The 19,536-nt window shown below is 29.0% G+C and carries 14 protein-coding genes and 1 pseudogene; 11 read left to right on the forward strand and 4 right to left on the reverse strand.

Translation table 11 applies throughout. The features are described from left to right. The first annotated feature begins 3,617 nt into the window (after positions 1 to 3,617). From ACMHJW_RS14260 to ACMHJW_RS14290, 7 genes are all read left to right on the forward strand, one after another. Entirely contained in the window at positions 3,618 to 4,133 is a 516-nt protein-coding gene (locus ACMHJW_RS14260) for a hypothetical protein (RefSeq protein ID WP_413534075.1), read from the forward strand. A gap of 147 nt (positions 4,134 to 4,280) precedes the next feature. After that, positions 4,281 to 4,880 (forward strand): hypothetical protein, encoded by a 600-nt coding sequence (locus tag ACMHJW_RS14265; protein WP_413534076.1) that lies wholly within the window; start codon positions 4,281 to 4,283, stop codon positions 4,878 to 4,880. Between the two features lie 218 nt (positions 4,881 to 5,098). Beyond that, positions 5,099 to 5,452, forward strand: coding sequence for a hypothetical protein (locus ACMHJW_RS14270; RefSeq protein WP_312357564.1), 354 nt, complete (start codon positions 5,099 to 5,101; stop codon positions 5,450 to 5,452). 2 nt (positions 5,453 to 5,454) lie between these two features. Further along, positions 5,455 to 6,090 (forward strand): hypothetical protein, encoded by a 636-nt coding sequence (locus ACMHJW_RS14275; protein WP_413534077.1) that lies wholly within the window; start codon positions 5,455 to 5,457, stop codon positions 6,088 to 6,090. Between the two features lie 327 nt (positions 6,091 to 6,417). Continuing rightward, the gene (locus ACMHJW_RS14280) at positions 6,418 to 7,890 is read left to right on the forward strand and encodes a hypothetical protein (protein WP_413534078.1); all 1,473 of its coding nucleotides are present in this window, start codon (positions 6,418 to 6,420) and stop codon (positions 7,888 to 7,890) included. A gap of 225 nt (positions 7,891 to 8,115) precedes the next feature. After that, a complete protein-coding gene (locus ACMHJW_RS14285; protein ID WP_413534079.1) occupies positions 8,116 to 8,691 on the forward strand; it encodes a hypothetical protein in 576 nt (191 codons plus the stop codon). 374 nt (positions 8,692 to 9,065) lie between these two features. Continuing rightward, positions 9,066 to 9,860 carry a hypothetical protein gene (locus ACMHJW_RS14290; protein ID WP_413534080.1) on the forward strand — a complete coding sequence of 265 codons (795 nt, stop codon included), beginning with the start codon at positions 9,066 to 9,068 and terminating at the stop codon, positions 9,858 to 9,860. Between the two features lie 534 nt (positions 9,861 to 10,394). On the opposite strand, the gene ACMHJW_RS14295 is transcribed toward ACMHJW_RS14290, so the two are convergent. From ACMHJW_RS14295 to ACMHJW_RS14305, 3 genes are read right to left on the reverse strand one after another with little or no spacing between them, the layout of a single operon-like run. Next, on the reverse strand, positions 10,395 to 11,534 hold the full coding sequence (locus ACMHJW_RS14295; protein WP_413534081.1) for a PepSY-associated TM helix domain-containing protein: 1,140 nt from the start codon (positions 11,532 to 11,534) through the stop codon (positions 10,395 to 10,397). Further along, positions 11,531 to 12,601 (reverse strand): alpha/beta hydrolase, encoded by a 1,071-nt coding sequence (locus ACMHJW_RS14300; protein ID WP_413534082.1) that lies wholly within the window; start codon positions 12,599 to 12,601, stop codon positions 11,531 to 11,533. The genes ACMHJW_RS14295 and ACMHJW_RS14300 overlap by 4 nt, the downstream gene beginning before the upstream one ends. 50 nt (positions 12,602 to 12,651) lie before the next feature. Beyond that, complete coding sequence (locus tag ACMHJW_RS14305) at positions 12,652 to 15,075, reverse strand: TonB-dependent siderophore receptor (protein ID WP_413534083.1); 2,424 nt, start codon at positions 15,073 to 15,075, stop codon at positions 12,652 to 12,654. Positions 15,076 to 15,599: 524 nt separating this feature from the next. Between ACMHJW_RS14305 and ACMHJW_RS14310 the strand changes: the two are divergent. Both ACMHJW_RS14310 and ACMHJW_RS14315 read left to right on the forward strand, forming a co-directional pair. Continuing rightward, positions 15,600 to 15,803: pseudogene (locus ACMHJW_RS14310) on the forward strand (pentapeptide repeat-containing protein); the annotation flags it as partial. A gap of 9 nt (positions 15,804 to 15,812) precedes the next feature. Continuing rightward, a complete protein-coding gene (locus ACMHJW_RS14315; protein ID WP_413534087.1) occupies positions 15,813 to 16,163 on the forward strand; it encodes a pentapeptide repeat-containing protein in 351 nt (116 codons plus the stop codon). Positions 16,164 to 16,868: 705 nt separating this feature from the next. On the opposite strand, the gene ACMHJW_RS14320 is transcribed toward ACMHJW_RS14315, so the two are convergent. Then, positions 16,869 to 17,261, reverse strand: a complete 393-nt coding sequence (locus tag ACMHJW_RS14320) for a hypothetical protein (protein ID WP_413534084.1) — start codon at positions 17,259 to 17,261, stop codon at positions 16,869 to 16,871. Between the two features lie 855 nt (positions 17,262 to 18,116). Between ACMHJW_RS14320 and ACMHJW_RS14325 the strand changes: the two genes are divergently transcribed. Together ACMHJW_RS14325 and ACMHJW_RS14330 are read left to right on the forward strand one after the other, a co-directional pair. After that, a complete protein-coding gene (locus ACMHJW_RS14325; RefSeq protein ID WP_413534085.1) occupies positions 18,117 to 18,446 on the forward strand; it encodes a hypothetical protein in 330 nt (109 codons plus the stop codon). A 397-nt stretch (positions 18,447 to 18,843) separates the two neighbouring features. Next, positions 18,844 to 19,344, forward strand: a complete 501-nt coding sequence (locus tag ACMHJW_RS14330; RefSeq protein WP_413534086.1) for a hypothetical protein — start codon at positions 18,844 to 18,846, stop codon at positions 19,342 to 19,344. The last annotated feature ends 192 nt before the right edge of the window (positions 19,345 to 19,536 follow it).

A 19,536-nucleotide genomic window follows, 5' to 3' on the forward strand; every position in this document is an offset into this window, starting at 1 on the left:
CTCAATGATTCAACTTGCTAAATTATTTCCATAAAGTTGGCAACTCGCTTCACTCAAACACTCCAACTTTTTTTATTTCAATAATTTCGAATTGAATTGTATTTCGATTCTAAATCGTCGGAGTTTTAATTCTTATTTAAACATTCAAATTCGTTTGTAACAGCGGATTTTGTCATTCTGAGTTTATCGAAGAATCTTATCGTCTACTTAGGATTTCGACTACGCTCAATCAACACGACTACGCTCAATCAACACGTCTCCGCTCAATCAATCATCACTAATTTTATAACCACAATAGGAACATAGATTTTATTAAGTTTTACTTGTTTTCTTTCTTGCTGTCACATTGAGTAATTTTCGTTTCATAGAAAAAGAATATTCTATCGAAATGTCTTTTCTATGTCAATTCTATCTTTTAAGAAATTAAATAGTTCAGTAAACTGAAACATAGCGATTTGCTTTCTATGTTAAAAGATTTATCTCTTTTGATCCTCTCATTTTTATTCATCAGTTCTATGTACCTATGTGGTGAATATTCTTTCTTGTCATTCTGGGCTTGTCTCAGAATCTCAACAATTTGTTCTCTTAAGGTATTAGATTCCTCATTCGTTCTCACTACTTCGGAATGACAGTTAGTTTATTTTCATTTTTTATTCATAGTCTTTATTATTTTATGAATATTGAATTCATATGTCCTTCGGGGAAGAGCATCCAAAAAAAAATAAGCCATTCCTTTTCCTTGTATATCGCGCCAACTTTGTTTATGGGAAAGATGATTTGTTCGTTATTTTCATTTTTTTGAGTATCCAAAAAAACGAAACAAAAAAAGATGCCGACAGTAGACTCTCAATAATTCAACTAACTAAATTATTTCCATAAAGTTGGCAACTCGTTTCAATCAAACACTCCAACTTTTTTTATTCCAATAATTTAGAGTTGAATTACATTTCGATTCTAAATCGTCGGGTTTTAATTCTGATTTAAACATTCAAATTCGTTTTTAACAATAGATTTTGTCATTTTGAGCTTGTCCAAGAATGTCTTACTTTCATTTTTTTATTCATAGTCTTTATTATTTTATGAATATTGAATTCATATGTCCTTCGGGGAAGAGCATCCAAAAAACGAAACAAAAAAAGATGCCGACAGTAGACTCTCAATGATTCAACTAACTAAATTATTTCCATAAAGTTGGCAACTCGTTTCACTCAAACACTCCAACTTTTTTTATTTCAATAATTTCGAGTTGAATTGTATTTCGATTCTAAATCGTCGGGTTTTTAATTCCTTTTTTCAATATTAAAATTCATTGTCATTTAAAATCTCTCATCCCGCAGCTCGAATTTCGAATTTCGCGTCTCGCACCCCGCATTGCACATCTTAACGTTACATTCAAACATTTTCTTAACGTGAGAGTTTTAATGCCATTTTTCTAATCCAATTTCAATATTAAAATTCGTTTTTAACAATGGATTTTGTCATTTTGAGTTTATCAAAGAATCTCATGATTTCGACTACGCTAAATCAACGATTACCAATCTTTATAACCACATTTATTTAGTTTTATGTTCTACGCTTAACGTTTTACGTTTTTATTATTTTTCAATATTCAAATCCACTTATAGCAACGAATTCTAGAAAGCGTCCTTGCTGAAAAGTCGAGTGTCAATTCGGCGTAGTGAGCGTTAAAAATGGTTTACTGTTCGCATTTCATATGCGAATGATTTAAAACATTTAGCGAATAGCCGTTATTGACCGACTTGGAAGCATAGACTTGATTTTTTTTGTTTCGTTTTTTTTATCAAGAAAAAAAATGAAAGTAATATCCTTTCTATCACTTTTTTGAGAGCAAAAAAGTAATCAAAAAACTCTTGGCTGTAAACCTCTCTACTAAAAATATTCTCGTTTCGCTAAACATTTTACAAACCCTACGGGCTAAAATCTTTTTAACGCTACATTCAAACATTTTCTTAACGTGAGAGTTTTAATGCCAGTTTTCTAATCCTGTTTCAATAATCAATTTCGTTATCATCTTGATTCTAAATCGTCGGATTTTCTAGTCCATTTTCAATATTCAAATTCATTGTCATATAAATTCTCAAATCCCGCACCTCGAATTTCGCATTTCGCACCTCGCATTCCGCATCTTAACGCTACATTCAAACATTTTCTTAACGTGAGAGTTTTAATGCCATTTTCTTAATCCTTTTTCATTAATCAAATTCGTTATCATTTCGATTCTAAATCGTCGGGTTTTTATCATTCTTTTTTGATATTCAAATCCACTTTTTATAACGGGTTTTGTCATTCTGAGCTTGCCGAAGAATCGCATCCTATACTTAGGATTTCGACTACGCTCAATCAACACGACTACGCTCAATCAACGATTATTATTTTCTAACCACATTTATTAAGTTTTACGGTCTACGCTTAACGTTCTACGGTTTTATTCTTTTTCAATAATCAAATTCTTTTTCATTTAAAATCTCAAATTTCGCTTTTCGCTTTTCGCTTTTCATATCCCTCACCTTGCATCTCGCAGTTTTACCTGAAAATAAATCCCCCTCCAACTGGTTTTAAAAATTACATTAATAAATGAATAAAAAATTAACACTATTACTTTATAAAGATCATTTACTTTTTTATTTGGGTGCCTTCGGGGGATAGAATGTGAGTCTATATTTTCTTATATTATAGGTTTTATCTTGTTGTCACATTGAGTGATTTTCGTTTCATAGAAAAGAAAATAATATCGAAATGTCTTTCTTTTCATTTTATTCTAGTTTGTCTAATAATTTCATCTAATTATTTTTATTCTAGAGGTTCGAATCACTTTAACTACAACATCGAATATCAAGTAGTATCACAATTAAAACCACTTGTGGTCATATATTCTTACGATTAAAGTGATTCTCAAAGGCTCTTCATCAACCTACCTCATTTTTATAATCATTTACAAAAAGTGATTTTGTGTCATTTCGAGAAATCTAATCTGTACCTACTATTTATTACATAATACAATCCTCTCAATACTAAAATCTAACATCTAAATAATAGGTAGCAGAACCCCAATAAATTTGGAAAATGGCAATAAAGGGTTTACTTTTAATGTGCGAAAAATAAAAGTATAACCTAACAGTCAAAGTCTCATTACCGAGGCTCTGATAGAGAGCGTGTAAAGAAAGGGGAACCCTTGCTTTACGATCCGTTAAATGTTATAAAAACGGAGGATTAGTTATTAAATAAAGGGAAAAACGAACAGACTCGGTCTGGTGGTTTTTTACGGATGAATGGAAATTGTTTCGTTCTCATTTTGTGTTGGGTTTTATGGAACGAGTCAAGATATGAAGAGGGGCAATTTCCTATCTTCAATTTATATCGAGGTACGGCTAAGAACCTTTGACGAAATATCCGATAGAGAAAACCACCCCATAAAATGCAAATATACAAAATATGAGGTAGCGACAACCCTATTGGTCTTGCGTCATCTTAAATTAGCCGTTTTCGATAACAAGACTCGAGTTTAATAACTGTCGCTTAATTAATTATAGTCAAATATAGATAAATATTTTGTTACATGCAAATTTATATCTAATTAATTTAAAATAACATTAGTATTGAGTAGTAATAATAGAAAAGATAGATTAGTTTCACCTGTTTATAGAGAAAAGTTAGGTAAATCTTTATTGTATAAACGTATAGAATTAAACTATACTAGAAAAGATATTTCTATATTGACAACTATAACAGAAAACACAATTAATAGTATTGAAAAAGGTATAACTACTAATATAGATTATTACGTAGAATATGCAAAAGCGGTTCAGTATCCTTTGGAAACATTATTAGATTTTAATATTCCTCTTAAACCTCTAAATGAATTACCTAAAGATAGATTAGAATCATTAAAATTGACTTCAAAAATTAGGGAGCACATAGTAAATAGTAACTTTCTTAATAAAGGTAGAACTGTTGCTGAAATAAAAGAGGAGTTAATTCGATTAAAATTAGTACCAAAAGATATAACTTCTGTTGCTATCGCTGGTGTTATGAGGAACTTAAAAAATGATGAGTTGGTCAGTTCAGAAGAAACAACTGGTAGGAAGGCTATTTATAGAAAACCTAAAAAATAAATGCTCCAATATGGAGCATTTTCTTTTATACAATATTAATTAAACAATAAAGTATATAATATAGTTTTGTTTGTATATTTGAGGTTGATTTACGGAATTGAGATATAGATTATATTTTATTCGTAAAATAATATGTTATAAGCAATTATGAAAGAGAAACGCATAGAGCTTAACTACGATCAAAAGCTTACTTATAAATCTGAATGGTGGAGGTATTTCGGTGAATATCAATACTCTGTAGATATGTTGTTTAAATCAATAACAGGTGGCGAAATTACTATAATATCATTACCACTTGCTTTTTTAATAAGGCACACATTGGAACTTGGATACAAAATGAATCTAATAGAATTAGAAAAAGTATCAGAAATAAAAGCAAAAATTGAATATAAAGGAAAGTCAGCTCATAGAATAGATGATTTACATCGAGAGTTTAATATACAAATGAAAGCAATTTTTAAAAAATTTAATGCAGATCAAGATATAGTTAAACAATACAATAAATTAAACACTAAACTAACAAGTTTAAAAAAAGAAATTCACAAGTTAGATGAGTTATCTTATGCTTTTCGTTATCCAGTAAAAAATGATGGAGTTACACCGAATTTTGACAGCAAAGATGTAGAAGACAAAGATGATGTAATTAATTTTAAAGAACTTAAGGAGCTATATGACGATAGCATCTTATTGATTAAATATTCAACAGATGTTGTAAATGAAATTATCAATGATTACGAAAATCAATAACTGTCTATAACATCGTCTTGGCAAAATGCGGGGTTTTGGCTGAATTGAACGTTTTTGTTTTCTAATCCGCCAAAAGCTGTCCATATTCTTATTTTTTGTAAGTTTACAAATAGTGGAACAGCTTTGGCTTCGCTTGGTCTGAATTGAACATTCGCTCAATTCAAGCCCGCACTTCGCCAAGCCAAGTCCAGTAGGTGCAATAATATTTGACCATTACAATGCTAAAGAATATAAAGGAAAGAATAGAAAGAAATGAATCATTCATAGTTGCGAATGATGGACAATTTTTAGGAAAATTATCAATGAGTCAATATGATTCAGAATCAATTATGAATAAATATGGTTCATATGGAAGTAAGTATTCTTCAACTTCCATATTTAATCAATATAGTACTTATGGTAGTAAATATTCTTCATTAAGTCCGTTTAATATGTATACATCAACTCCACCCATAATATATTTGAGAGGGCGAAATGTTGGTCTTCTCACGAAAAATAGATACGCTGGAATGAATAGAATAGATCCAGATGAATTAGTTGATTGGATGATGTATAACAATTTAAGGTATTAATAATGGAATATACAGATTATTTAAAATTAATAGCAGCATTAGTAACTTCAATTGGAGGCACAACAGTTATCGTAATTGCACTATCTAAATGGTTTGGAGATTTTATATCTAAAAGACTACTTGATAATTATAATAATAAACATTCTTCAGAATTAGAGAAGATTAAAAATAAATATCAAAAAGAGTTAGAAAGTTCTAAGAGTGAATTAGACAAGTCCAAAAGTTTATTTCTAAGATATTCAGAAAAACAATTTGTCTTATATAATGATTTATGGAAAGTTTTACTATATACTAAACAACAAGCAGATTTCTTATGGGAAAAAACAACTTCTGAAAAAATACCATCTTTTATAGAACAGATTCAATTAACAAAAAATGCTGTTGATGATAATATGTTATTAATCGAAGAAGCCCATTATAATAAATTATCTGAATTAATTGAACAATTTGAGAAATTCAAAATTGCTACATTTTTACTAAGGGATTTAAAAAATAAATCAAGTAATGAAATTGAAGAAATGGGAATTACACAAGATGAAACACAGGAAACAATAACTAATAATATAGATTGGAAAAAAAAATATGATAATCTTATTATGGAGATTGGAATAAATTTTAGACAACAAATAAAAGGATAATGTTACTGCATCTAAAAACTAAGCTTTCGTTTTGTAAGGATGCATGTGATATCACTAAACAAAATATTAACCTCTTTAAAAGCGATTTTAAGGAGTTTTTTTGTTTAAAATACTATTGAACAGTTTTAAGAGTTTCGCTATCCATACTTACATATTTTTATTTTAAGCTTAATAATTTCGCTAACCATAAATTATATTTTATTAAAGTCTTAATTCACATATAAATAATTATATTAGCGAGGAATTTAACGAAATACAGATATAGGTGTTTTTTTACGAAACTTGATTATATTTTACTTCGTAAAATCCTATGTTAGCAGTAATTTTATGGACGAACAACTTGAACAAAAAATTGAAGAAATGAAGGAATGTGTAGACTCTTTGCCGAAAGCAAAGTTTGAATCTTCATTTGACTATATTTCTAACTTGACAGAGAATCAGAGCGTACTTATATCTGTCCATAAATACAACATAAAAGACCAACCTGCTTTATTATCCAAAAATGAAAATGGAGGTTTTGTTCTTGACATTGAAAGCATCGTAAGCGATATGTCAGAGTCCTATGAAATAGACCTACAAATCAATGAAAAGACATATCGCATTGAAGATTTATTTATTACAATGCGAGGAACAACACTTACAAAGAATACGCACAATGAGTTTTTTTCAGGGAGATTAGTTTTTACAGGAAAAATACATAAACTTGAATTAAAAAATGGCAAAAAAGAAAAAGCATTCAATAGGTTTATTATTCCAATAGGTAGTTCACAACTGAACTACTACGTAAAAGCGTCAATATACAAAGACGAATCTGAAATCCACTCATTTGGAAGAGTGGTAATAAAAATAGAAGATGAAGAGTTTACAATCTATGAAAAATCAAAAAAGGGGAAATACTACTTCATTATTGATTCAAAAAATAAAATTGAATTTGAAAAATTTGCCGACATCTGCTATTCAATTATGGTAGGCTTTGGTTTTTTATCGGCAAACCTCATACAAAATGAAGCCTATTATTTTAAATCAGATAACGCAGAATTTGATACAATAACAGATTTTTCATATTCGCAATTAAGACCTTCAATTGATTCTCAAGGCACTTGCAATCCAATATATTCTAATCCTTATGGCTATACGAAAGATAAAACTATCATAAATATAGTAGGTAAACAGCTTAACGTTTTTGACGATAAACTTTTCTCAGACCTTTGTGCTAAAATTTACAAACAAGAAGACTATACGATTCTAATTTTACTTATTCTTGAAGCTAACGCATCAAGTTTAATTCTTCGCCCTGCGGGTTATGCTGTTGCGTTGGAGAAAATCACAAACATTATTGTTGAAGAAAATAAAGGGCTAAAACCAATTCCTGACAAAGGATTATCAAAGAAATTTAGACAAAGTCTTTTAGATGTTTTAGAACATTATAATGACGATATAAATAATGTCGGCAATGAAGACTCGGTTACAATCTTAAGAAAGAACATAGATAAAATAAACAATCCGACTAACAGAGATAAGCTACTAAAACCTTTTGAAATCCTCAAAATAAACATTAGTAAAGAAGACGAAGAAGCAATTGACAACCGAAATAAATTTTTACACGGAAGAAAAATCCAAACAGACGAAAATACAGAAGACTACATCAAAATATTTGAAATCACTTTAAGGCTAAACAACCTGTTGAATAAATTAATTTTGAAACATATTGGCTTTTCTGGCTACGTTATTAACCATTTAAAACATAACGAGAAATCCTTTAAATCCCCAATAACAAGTGACTTGTTTGAAAAAATATAAAAACTACTGCTAACATCGGCTTGACGAAATGCGGGGTTAAATGCAAAATTGAACTTCTCGCCTATTTATCCGCCAAAAGCTGTTTGCTTTTGTTTTTTTATTAAATTTACCAAAAGGCTCACAGCTTTGGCTCAGTTTCGGTCAGAATTGAACTTTCGCTCAATTCAAGTCCGCACTATCGCCAAGCCGCGGCCTGTCATACGCAAGCTTTAAACACCCTGCATTATGATTCCAATCTACGAACAAGGATACCAACAAGGAATTGGACACGGATTCAATAGTTTCCTAAATTCTTTCATAAAAATATGTGAAAATCATTTAGAGAATGGACGAGCAAAGTCTTTTGCATTTATACTTTATGACTTTCACGACAAGCAAATTAGAGAAATTCTAAAAAACCAAGGAGGTTTTGCAAAACTAGACAGACTTTCTGGTTCAGAGTTATCCATTTTTTACATCCATTCAGACGACAAGAAATTAGTAAAAGCTTTTAACCACATTTTTGTTGGAGCATTTGAAATAAAAAATACCGCAGAGTTGCCTTGTGTTGTTTTCTTCAAAATGATTGATAAAGAAGTTGAGAACTTAGAAATAGTAGAATTAGAACAGAATGATAAAATGTTTGCATTTCAAGAACTTTATTCAACTGTTGAAAACTATATAGAAGACAGTAAAAATATTCCCAAACCTAAAAAAAACAAACTACTAACATTTGCCGGACATGTGAGAAGAGTTGCAGTTGATGAGTTAATAAGTTGGGTATTAACACAAGGCGCAGGAAAAGCTAAGGATTTATGGTAAAAAAAGCCTGCGTATAACACGGGTAACTGTTGCACAACTCCTATTTTAGGTACAAAAACACAAAATAGTATAAATAACAACCTCTTTAATACTTCGGCAAACTCAGCAACCGTTTTAGGGAGTTTTTTGTTTTTAAGTGAAACCTTAAATTTTTATTAAATGGTTGTTGTAAGTTTGAAATAATTTTACGAATAAAAGATGATTTTTACGAAACTTAAGCTATAAAATAATGTGACGCAATTCTCCGCTATGCTACGAATTGCGCTACATCATAGGATTTGTGAAACCAAAATTCACGTAACTTCGTTACTAAATTTTGGACTATCACAAATCCGACGAGCGTTAGCTGTAATGCTCCCAACCAAGATTATATAATGAACAAAAATTTACTTGTAGAAGTTGAAAATAGACTTAAATTATCAATAGAAGATGCTGATTATTTAAGAAATGAAATTTTCAGAAAGACAGAAAAAATTAATGAATTAAATAATAATTTAAATATTGAAATTGAATTAGATAGCTTTAAAAAAGTTGTTAATTACAGACTATTTCTTAATTTGCTAATATCTGATATTAGCTCAGCTATTCTGTTTTATCTAAATTCTAAATCAAAATATGAAAAAATATATTCTGTAAGATTAATTATTGTATGTATAAATGAAGGTTATAAAAAAATTTATCATTTTACAAATACTAAAAAAAATGGTGAAATAGACTTTGTAAATCGAAATAAATCATTTTGGATAAAAGATATCAAGGGAATAATAGATTGTGAAATTCCCGAACTTGCAAATGAATTTAATTCAATAACAGATATACTCGACCTATTTTGGGATGAAAAACTAAATAATTTTCAAGATACAAGAAACCTTTCAATACATTATGATTTCGAAATGACAAAAGTATATGATGAAATTACTCAAATACTTCCAGAAGAAACTTTTCAAAAATTAATCCCGTTTTTAGACATACTAAATAAAATGTTTGATTTAACATTGAAATTAACCAAGCATTTACTAACAAAGAGTAAGAGTAAAAATAATGAAATTAGAGAAAAGAATAATCAAATTTTAGACAATATGACTAATCTAATAAAGAAATTAAATATAGATGAAGACGACGAGCTATTTGATACTTTAGAAAAGTTAAGAAAATTTAATAACCTCTGATAGCAAGCACTACGGCTAATAACTAAGCTTTCGTCTTCCTCGGAGTGCATGAAATGAATTAAAAAACGATTGAAGACAAATAACATAAAACAACCTCTTTAATACTTCGGCAAGCTCAGCAACCATTTTAGGGAGGTTTATTGTTTTACATAATAAGGTATATTTCTTATTTTGTCGTCTATTTTTTACAATAATAAAATAGCCAGTTTTTTCAGGATTTATTCGAGAAAAAGGGTGTTTTCTCGAACAACAGTCGTACAAAGGTCGAAGGATTAACGAAGAAGATAAGTAAAAACACAACTTTATTTAGATGTATTATTTTTTGCGTAAAATTCTATAGTTTAATAGAGTTTTAATAAAATAACAAAAGGCAAACCAATGTTTGCCTTTTGTGTTATTGTGAATTTTAATTTATGATTTAATATATTATTTACTTGTAATAATTTAAAATCATTTTTTAAGATCATTAAAAAGGCATAAAATATTTCAAAAAGATAGAAATATAAATATTTAAAATAACTAGGTATTAACATGTTAATTTTTGAATATTTTTCTTTTTTTTTTCTTTTTTTGTTTTCCCCACCAAATAATAAAACCCGTTATTGGTAATGTTGTAGCAACAATTCCAGCCAAAAAAGTAGATAATTTACCAATTTGTCCCCACCATTGTCCCATGTGTAATTGCCAAACTGTATTCTCTGTTGTTTCGTGTTTTATATATTGTTTACCAATTGAAATTTCTTTACCCGATATGCGATCTAAAATTAACATTTCTTTATTTTCTACACTTCGTAAACCTGTATTTCCAAATGAAAATGAATAAGCTCCAATTGTTGGATCTTCTTGGTTCCACATACTAATTTCATTTTTTTGCTTTGCTTCTAAACTTGAATAAGCTAAGTATACAAAATCTTTTGTTACTGTTGTGGAATCTATTTTTGGTAGAACATCTTCAAGATGAATTGGACTTCCCCCAGACACTTTTATAGTTGTATTCATCAAAGGTCGAAAGAAAATTATTAATCCTGTAACGCCAAGAATCAAACAAAGGATTAATGAGTAAAAACCATAAACATTATGTAAATCATAATTAAGACGTTTAAATCTTGCTCTCCATTTCACTGTAAAACTTGCTTGTCTTGTTGTTTTTGTCCAGCGTTTAGGCCACCAAAGTATAAGACCTGTTAGACAACTAATTGTAAATATAATGGTGCTTAATATAACAATCCAACCTCCAATTTTACCTGCTAATAATGCAGAATGTAAATGTGCAGTTATGAAAAAGAAATGTATTGTGTCGTCTTCCATTAGTACTTTTCCTGTGTATGGATTTACATAAAGCATGATCAATTTTTTGTGCTCTAAATCAAAACATCTTAATCTTATACTTCTTTTTGGATCTTTAAAAAAGATAAATTCAGAAATTTCATATTTTGGATTAATTTCTTCTACCGCTTTAAAAATTTGGTCTTGCGAGATATGCTTATTATTTAGAGGAATTTCTACATATTTTGCATCGCCCGCAGAAAAATCAATTATTTCATCACTATAAACAATAATTGTCCCCGTAATACTTATAAAAACAACAATGATTCCAGCTACTATACTTGGCCAAAGGTGAAGCCAAGCTATAATTCTATTAAAGAGACTTTGTTTTTTTTTCGATCCTTTCATTCCGATTTCATCTTTAATAATAACTGGTTATTTGGATATATTTTTAATGCATAATTTACAATAAATTTTGCACTTTCGGGTTTATTTACACTTTTGCAATACTTAATTAACTCTATTAAAAGTGATTCTTCAGGTATAAAATAAAAACCTAGTTTCTCTGATAATTTTTGATAATGATCTATTAATAACTGAGGATTTTTTGGAATTTCTTTTACAGGTAATTCTATCCCCTTAAATATTTTTATTAAAGCGTCAAAACTAGCTGGTATTGGAACTGTACCATGATCATAATCCGGATAATATTTCCAATTATAAAAAAAGTTTTTCTTTGGATAGGATGGTAAAATCGTTTCACAGAAATTTCGGATTGTATTACCATGCTGTAAACGATCTTTAGCATCTTGCTCAGCTTCGTAAGCCAAAGCTACAAACAATGATTTATTTTGATAATTACTGCTTACAAAATCATTTTTTGCTTTATTATAAACAACTTTGTTATCCCACCATAAACTAGGATCTAATGCGATATAGGCATCAAATAAGCTTTGATTAGATAGTAGAGTATAAATAGAAAAAAGTCCACCAAAAGAGTGTCCGTGTAGGATATCAAATCCATTTGTACGATAATTAGTGTTGATAAATGGCTGTAACTCCGTTTCTATAAACTTTATGAAATTATCGGCTCCACCTCCGTTTACAAAAGATTTTTGATGTGGTGTAAAATCATTTTTAGGAACAGTAGGAGTAAAATCTCTTGTACGATCTGTATTTCTTATTCCTACAACTATCATTTCGGGGAAATTTCTGTACAAAAATTTTGTACCAAAGCGCTCTAAAGAGGCTATATAAGTAAAATTATTTTCGCCATCAAGAACATATATGACAGGATATTTTGCTAAATCGTAAGTATTGTTCGCATAATTTTTAGGCAACTGTATATCAATTACACGATCTTCATTTAGAACATCGGAATGGATTTTTTTTACTATTGTATTTGACAGACTCTCTTGAGCAAATAAATGAGTAAAAAAGAATATCGAAAACAGTATATTTAAATATTTTTTCATATTAAAAAAAATGATTCTATTCTTTTTTAAAATAGAATCAAATAAATTAGTTAAAACTTAAATGTTAAACTCGCCAAAAATGTTCTTCCTTCTTGTGGCATTGCCCATGAAAGAGTAGTCCAATAATTTTTATCTGAAATATTATTCATTTTTAAAGCTAATTTGTATTTTGTTTTTTCATAAAAAACTGTGGCATCCATTGTATGAAAACCAGATACTCGGATAGTATTTGCATCATTGAAAAAATATCCATCTGAATAATTTCCTCCAAATCCTAATCCAATTCCTTTTAGAGAACTTTGGTTAAATTTATAACTTACCCAATAATTTGCACTGTTATGAGGCACTCCTGCAGGAGTATTTCCTTCTACAGTATTTCCATTTTTATCTATTGCAGATTTTTCAAATTTACTATCATTATAACCATAACCAACTATTAAATGTAAACCATTTACTGGATTAGCTATAAGATCAAATTCAAATCCTTTGCTTCGTTGTGTACCATCTTGTACGCTTACTGTTTCTTGTTTATCGTTAATTACACTTCGTACTTTGTCTTGTACTTTGATGTTATAGTAACTTGCTGTACCATTGATTTTTCCTTTTAATAATTCAAATTTTATTCCTCCTTCAAATTGGTTTGCTTGTTCAGGTTTAAATATTTGTTTTACATTATTTGAAAGTAAACTAGGTGCCACATTTTTGAAACCATTCATATAATTCCCAAAAACTGACAATTGATTTTCAATTACTTGAAAAACTAAACCTAATTTTGGAGACCAAGCAGTTTGCATGTAATTATTAGCACGATCATTATATCGATCAACGCGTAAACTTGCCATTACATTTAAACGATCAAAAAATGTCAGTACATTAGAAATATATGCGCTATATGTATGTGTATCTCTTGCATTTGCTGCACGTGTAGTTTTAGATAAAGCGACATCATATATATCTCTATTAATAACTGGTGCTACACCATTCATTACCGTAACTTGTGGAGTTGTAAGCCCTAAATATGTAGTTGCAAATGCATCGTAGTCATTTACACTAGTACGTGAATCGGATGTTCTTAATTGGGTAAAATCTATACCTGCTAAAAACTTATTTTTAATTTTTCCGAATTCGTGCACCGCTGTAAAATTTTGTTGTACCTGTATGGTATTAAAATTACTTGGAATATTCATCAATCTCCTTTGTAAAAGTTTTTTTCCTAAATAATCTCCAGCTCCATCTTTTACAATAAGAAATAAATAATTTGCATCATTATCTGTATTAGAATAAGATAAACGAGTATCTGAAGTCCAATTATCATTTATTTTATAATTAGCATCTGCAAAAATGTTTACAACATCTGCTTTACTTGTAATATCATTGCTTGTGTATGATTTTTTGAAATCCCAGTCTAATTCGTCTAGATTTTTAATTCCAGAGGAAATACCGACGTATGTACTATTTCGATTTGAATGAAAATATTCCATATCAAAATTAAGTGTAAAACGATCATTCACAATATACTTCAAAGTGGGGGCAATCATGATTGTTTTGTTTATTCCTTGATCTTGGAAAGATTTTTCATTTAATACTGAAGCATTTATTCTAAATAAAGTTTGGTTAGAATCGTCTAATGGAGTATTATAATCTACTGTAAAACGTCCCATATTATAACCTCCTCCTGTTAAGCTTATTTCACCTTTTTTTCCTACAAAAGCTTGTTTTGTTACTCTGTTTACTAACCCTCCATAAGATACTAATGTAGAACCGAATAAAGTAGAAGAAGGCCCTTTTATAATCTCTAATCTCTCTAAATTAACAGGGTCTGATAATGATACAAAATTAGTTGCCATACCATTACGTATAGCTCCTGCTCCATCTGCCCCAGAAAAACCACGCATCATCATAGCTAAACCTGTACCTCCAGAACCAACTCCTAAAGTAACATTGGTAACACCAGGAGATGACAATAATGCTCCTCTAAAGTCTGTTGCAACTTGCTCCTGTAATAATTCTTTTGGAACAACTGTATAAACTTGAGGATTTTCTAGATTACTAAGAGGCATTCTTGCTACTTGATCAGATTTTTTTTCTGCAAAAATCTTAGAGGCATCTACAATAACTTCTTGTAAATTTAACTGATCTTCCGAAGAATAAATAATATTCTGAATCGTCGTCTCCCCATCCTTCACAATAACTTGAGAAGTCTCCTGAATTCCATTATAAGTAACAATTAATTGATACTCTCCACTTGATAAGTTAGAAAAACTATATTCTCCTTTTTCATTAGTAACTGTAGATTCATTTCCTAAATTAACATCAGCTCCAACAAGTGGTTGTCCATCTGGAGCAGTAACTCTACCTTTCAAAATACCCTCATGAAATATCGAAATTTCTGTTATAATTGATACATTATTGGTTGTTTTAGCATAAGATAACAATGAAGTTAATGTAAATAGTGCTATTGTATATTTTTTCATGATTAATTAAAATTTTGTCAAAACTACATCTTATTTTAAATTATTCTAAATAAAAACAATTATTATAAAGAAAAAATATTAACTTTTTATTTAGAATTTGAAATCATTATAAAAAAGAAAAAAACTTTTTTTCAAATGGTTTTCAATATAAAATGTGGATATCCCTACTTAATTGAGAATTTGAATACCTCAGAATTAAGCACAGAAGTTACAATTTACTGTAAACCATAATATTCATCAACTAACATAGATAGTTGTTACACAACTCTAATTTTAGGTACAAAAAACACAAAATAGTATAAAAACGGCCTCTTTAATACTTCAGCAAGCTCAGCAACCGTTTTAGGGAGGTTTTTTGTTTTTAAGTGAAACCTTAAATTTTTATTAAATGGTTGTTGTATGTTTGAAAAATATTACGAAATATAGATATAGCTGATTCTTTACGAAACGACTAATAGTTTCGTAAAAAGTCAATATTAGTGACAAGTGTGAGACGACACCATCCCAAATGATAGAACATACAAATGCAAGAAACATACACACAAGACAAAACATTTGACAAAAATAATTTGCTAACAAAAGGTGAATACGAAAACTGTATTTTTAATAATTGCAACTTTACTGAAAGTAACCTCTCAGAATTTAGGTTTATTGACTGCTCATTTAATGGTTGTAATTTCAGTTTGGCAAAACTCAACAATACTTCGTTTCAAAATGTAAAGCTCAAAGACTGCAAAATGTTAGGACTTCGGTTTGATACTTGCAACGAATTTGGTCTTTCTTTTTCGTTTGATGGTTGTCAACTCAATCATTCTTCATTTTACAAGATCAAAATCAAAAAAACGGTTTTCAAAAATTCGCAATTACAAGAAACCGACTTTACAGAAACTGACTTGACAAGTGCGGTGTTTGATAACTGCGATTTGACACAAGCCATTTTTGATCATACAATACTGGAAAAAGCCGACTTTCGGACTTCTTACAATTATTCCATTGATCCAGAAATTAACCGAATTAAAAAAGCAAAATTTTCTATTTTAGGCATTTCAGGACTTTTGAACAAATATGATATTGATATAGAAAAATGAAACCAAAGATTGAAATAGTAGACGAAAAGAAATTAGTTGGAAAGTTTCTAACAATGAATTTTGCAAACTAAAAACTAGGTAAACTTTAGCAAAGTTTTATGCCAAGACGAAAAGAAATCACAAACAATTTGACAATTGATTTAATTCCAAAGGTTATTTACAAGCCGACACAATTTTAGGTACAAAACACAAAATAGTATAAATAATAACCTCTTTAATACTTCGGCAATCTCAGCAACCGTTTTAGGGAGGTTTTTTGCTTTGCACAATAAGGCATAATTCTTATTTTGTCGTCATTTTCTTTAAGGATAAAATAGTCTATTTCTTCGGGGTTTGTTCGAGTATCCTTCGACCATTGTCGAAGGATACTCGAACAAGATACATCAAAAAATACACTTTAGTTAACTTATTATTTTTTGCGTTAAATGCTATAGTTTGAGAGAATTTTATAAAATAACAAATATTTAAAATACTAACGTACAATTTTATGATATTTCTTAATTAATCACTTTTTTATAAAACACAAATAAAATGAGCATTGTTACTTTTAAAATTAAACAAAATTGGAATTTAAAATCACAAAAATGTCCCAGAAAGTGTTTAACTTTTGGGGCATGAATAGTGTTTAATACTCTATTGGGTTAAGTTATTTAAAATTGTGTGTTTCTATGAGGAAAAAACACTTCTGAAAGACAACCTTATATGTTATTTAATTCTATTATCCTTTATTATTATAAACTTTTCTTCCATCCAAGTACCATTCTTTTTGTATTCTAGGGAAATAGTATCATCTTTAACTTGATTATGAAATTTATTATCATTTATTTTAATTAAAAACGTTTTCTGAGTATTTTTTGAACGATAAGATAAAGTATCCATAACTTGGAAATTTATAAGTTCTTTAAAATGTTTCGATTGTATTAAAATAGAATCACTACTATATCCATCAAAAAGCCAAATTTTTTCTTTTTCTGTACAAAAAATTTTTAATTTATCTTCATTGTCTCTTCCTAATGATTTATAATAATGATTATGAGGTGCACAGCTACATAATATTAATAATAATATTGAAAAAGAGATTAATTTAATTTTCTTCATTTTTTACTTTTTATTTTGTAGTTAATATAAAGTGATCACTATCGTATTAGGCTTCAGACTCTTGATAATCATCACTGTATTTTCTCCAATAATATACTGAAATTCGAAGGACTGTATCTAAAAATTGTTCATAAATTCCATGTGCATGAAAATTTAACAACCTTTATTTAGACTTTGAACATAATGTCTAAATTTATGAACTATAGTTTCAAGATCAGTATATTTATCCTCGATGTCGCGGATTTGCAATCCGTGCCTTTGTCTACCCTGTAACACTACCTCAACTTCCAGATCATTATCCAAAGCTACATAATTACGTGCGGAACTGAAATAATAATCTTCTGCATTTACAACCACTTTTTTCTTTTACACAACAAAGTATACTTCTTATTTTGTCATCTATTTTACAATAACAAAATAATCTATTTATTCGGGGTTTTTTCGAGTGCCCTTCGACAATGGTTCGAGAAAAAGGGTGTTTTGTCGTACAAAGGTCTAAGGATTGACGAAGAAGATAAGTAAAAACACAACTTTATTTAGGATTCTTACAAAAGATAAAACTACAGGTAACATCTGTAACTATTGCACAACTCCAATTTTAGGTACAAAAACACAAAATAGTATAAAAACGGCCTCTTTTTTAGAAGAAATTTTAGGGAGTTTTTGTTGATAAAAGTTATTTTTTTCTAATTCTATAAAATACCCATATTCATATTTTCGTAAGTTTACAAATAGTGGAATAGCTTTGACTTCGTTTGTTCTGAATTGAACACTTGCTCAATTCAAGTCCGTACTTAGCCAAGTCTAGTTGCAGAAATTATTATACATACCAACTTAAATCTAAAAAAAAGTAAAATGACTAATAAGGTTTTAATACTATTGATCATCCTTTTGACTTTTGGATGTAAAAAAAATGAAAACAAAAAATCATCTTATTTAATCGAAAATAAACAAACTACAAAAGAAAGTAAGCGATTTTCATTTTATAAATTGATCAGTGAAAAAACGGAAATCATCGAGGTAAAACATATCGTTTGGTCTGTAACTGATAGACCTAATTTTATTACTACAGAAGATTACAAGAAGAACAAAAATAGTGATAACCTTATAGATTTTTGTTTTTATTTGGACACAAAATATGATTCAATTCAAAATTTTTTTGCCAGAAATTATTACAGATTTTAAAAATGGAAAAGCAGTTCGTTTTTATGGAAAATATTATAAAACAAAAATGTTTGATGAATTTTATCCCAATAAAATTTTCGAGTTACAAAGAACTTCAAACAATTTAAGCTTTGAGCCAAAAGAAAAATATTTTAAAGTATTTGTATATGAAAAAATTGAAAGAATAAAATGACTTCTACTAACATCGCATTGCAAAATAACTAGTTTTATACTAGGTAGAAAATTAGCTTTTATATCCAACTAATGTGTCAGCATTCAACTTTTTTCTTTAAGTTAGCTTTTGTTAAACACATCGGCTTCGTTTCGACTGAATTGAACTTTACGTTCAATTAAACCAACACTTCGTTAATAATTTTTCCATTAGCGGTCAGGCTGTGATAATACTAAGACAAAAATAATGAACAGAAAAAAAGTTTTAAAATTCGGACTTATTACACTAATTATTAGTGGACTTTTGACTTATTTTTTACTTAACAAAAAAGACCAAAATCAAATATTTGTAACGGTTGACAATTCTCTTTCCACTAACAAAATCCGTATTGACAAGGGGTTCTATTCTATTAACGAAGGTTCTGACGAAAACCTAGTAAAAATGGGTCTTGACAAAGTAGTTTATAGTGACAGTAAAGCTACAAGTTTTGAGACGATATGCGGTGAAAATGACTTTCTTATTGTTTACGACAATGAATTTTATGCCATAGTCCGACACTTTATTCCAAATGACTTTTATGATGGAGTACCAAAGCCACACAGCTATAATTTTGATTTTAAGAGAATTGGTGACAAAATAAACTTAACATTAAACATTGAAGGAAAAGATGGAGAAAAATTTGAAACAGTTATGGCTAAAGTAAAAGACGCTAACCATAATATTTGGGGTAGACAAATTGAAAAATAATATGAGGAAACTAGGAATATATTATTAATTACTTAATATTCAGATAAACTAAATTACTTTTTAACTTTCCTGTGAATACGTTTAATGATCCATTTATTATTTTACCTCTATAATAATCACTTGAACAACTCATCACTATATCCATATATGATTTATACTCAATATAAAAATATATGACCCCTTTATATGATC

It is taken from the genome of Empedobacter brevis (assembly GCF_965118635.1).
Lineage (GTDB): Bacteria > Bacteroidota > Bacteroidia > Flavobacteriales > Weeksellaceae > Empedobacter > Empedobacter brevis_A.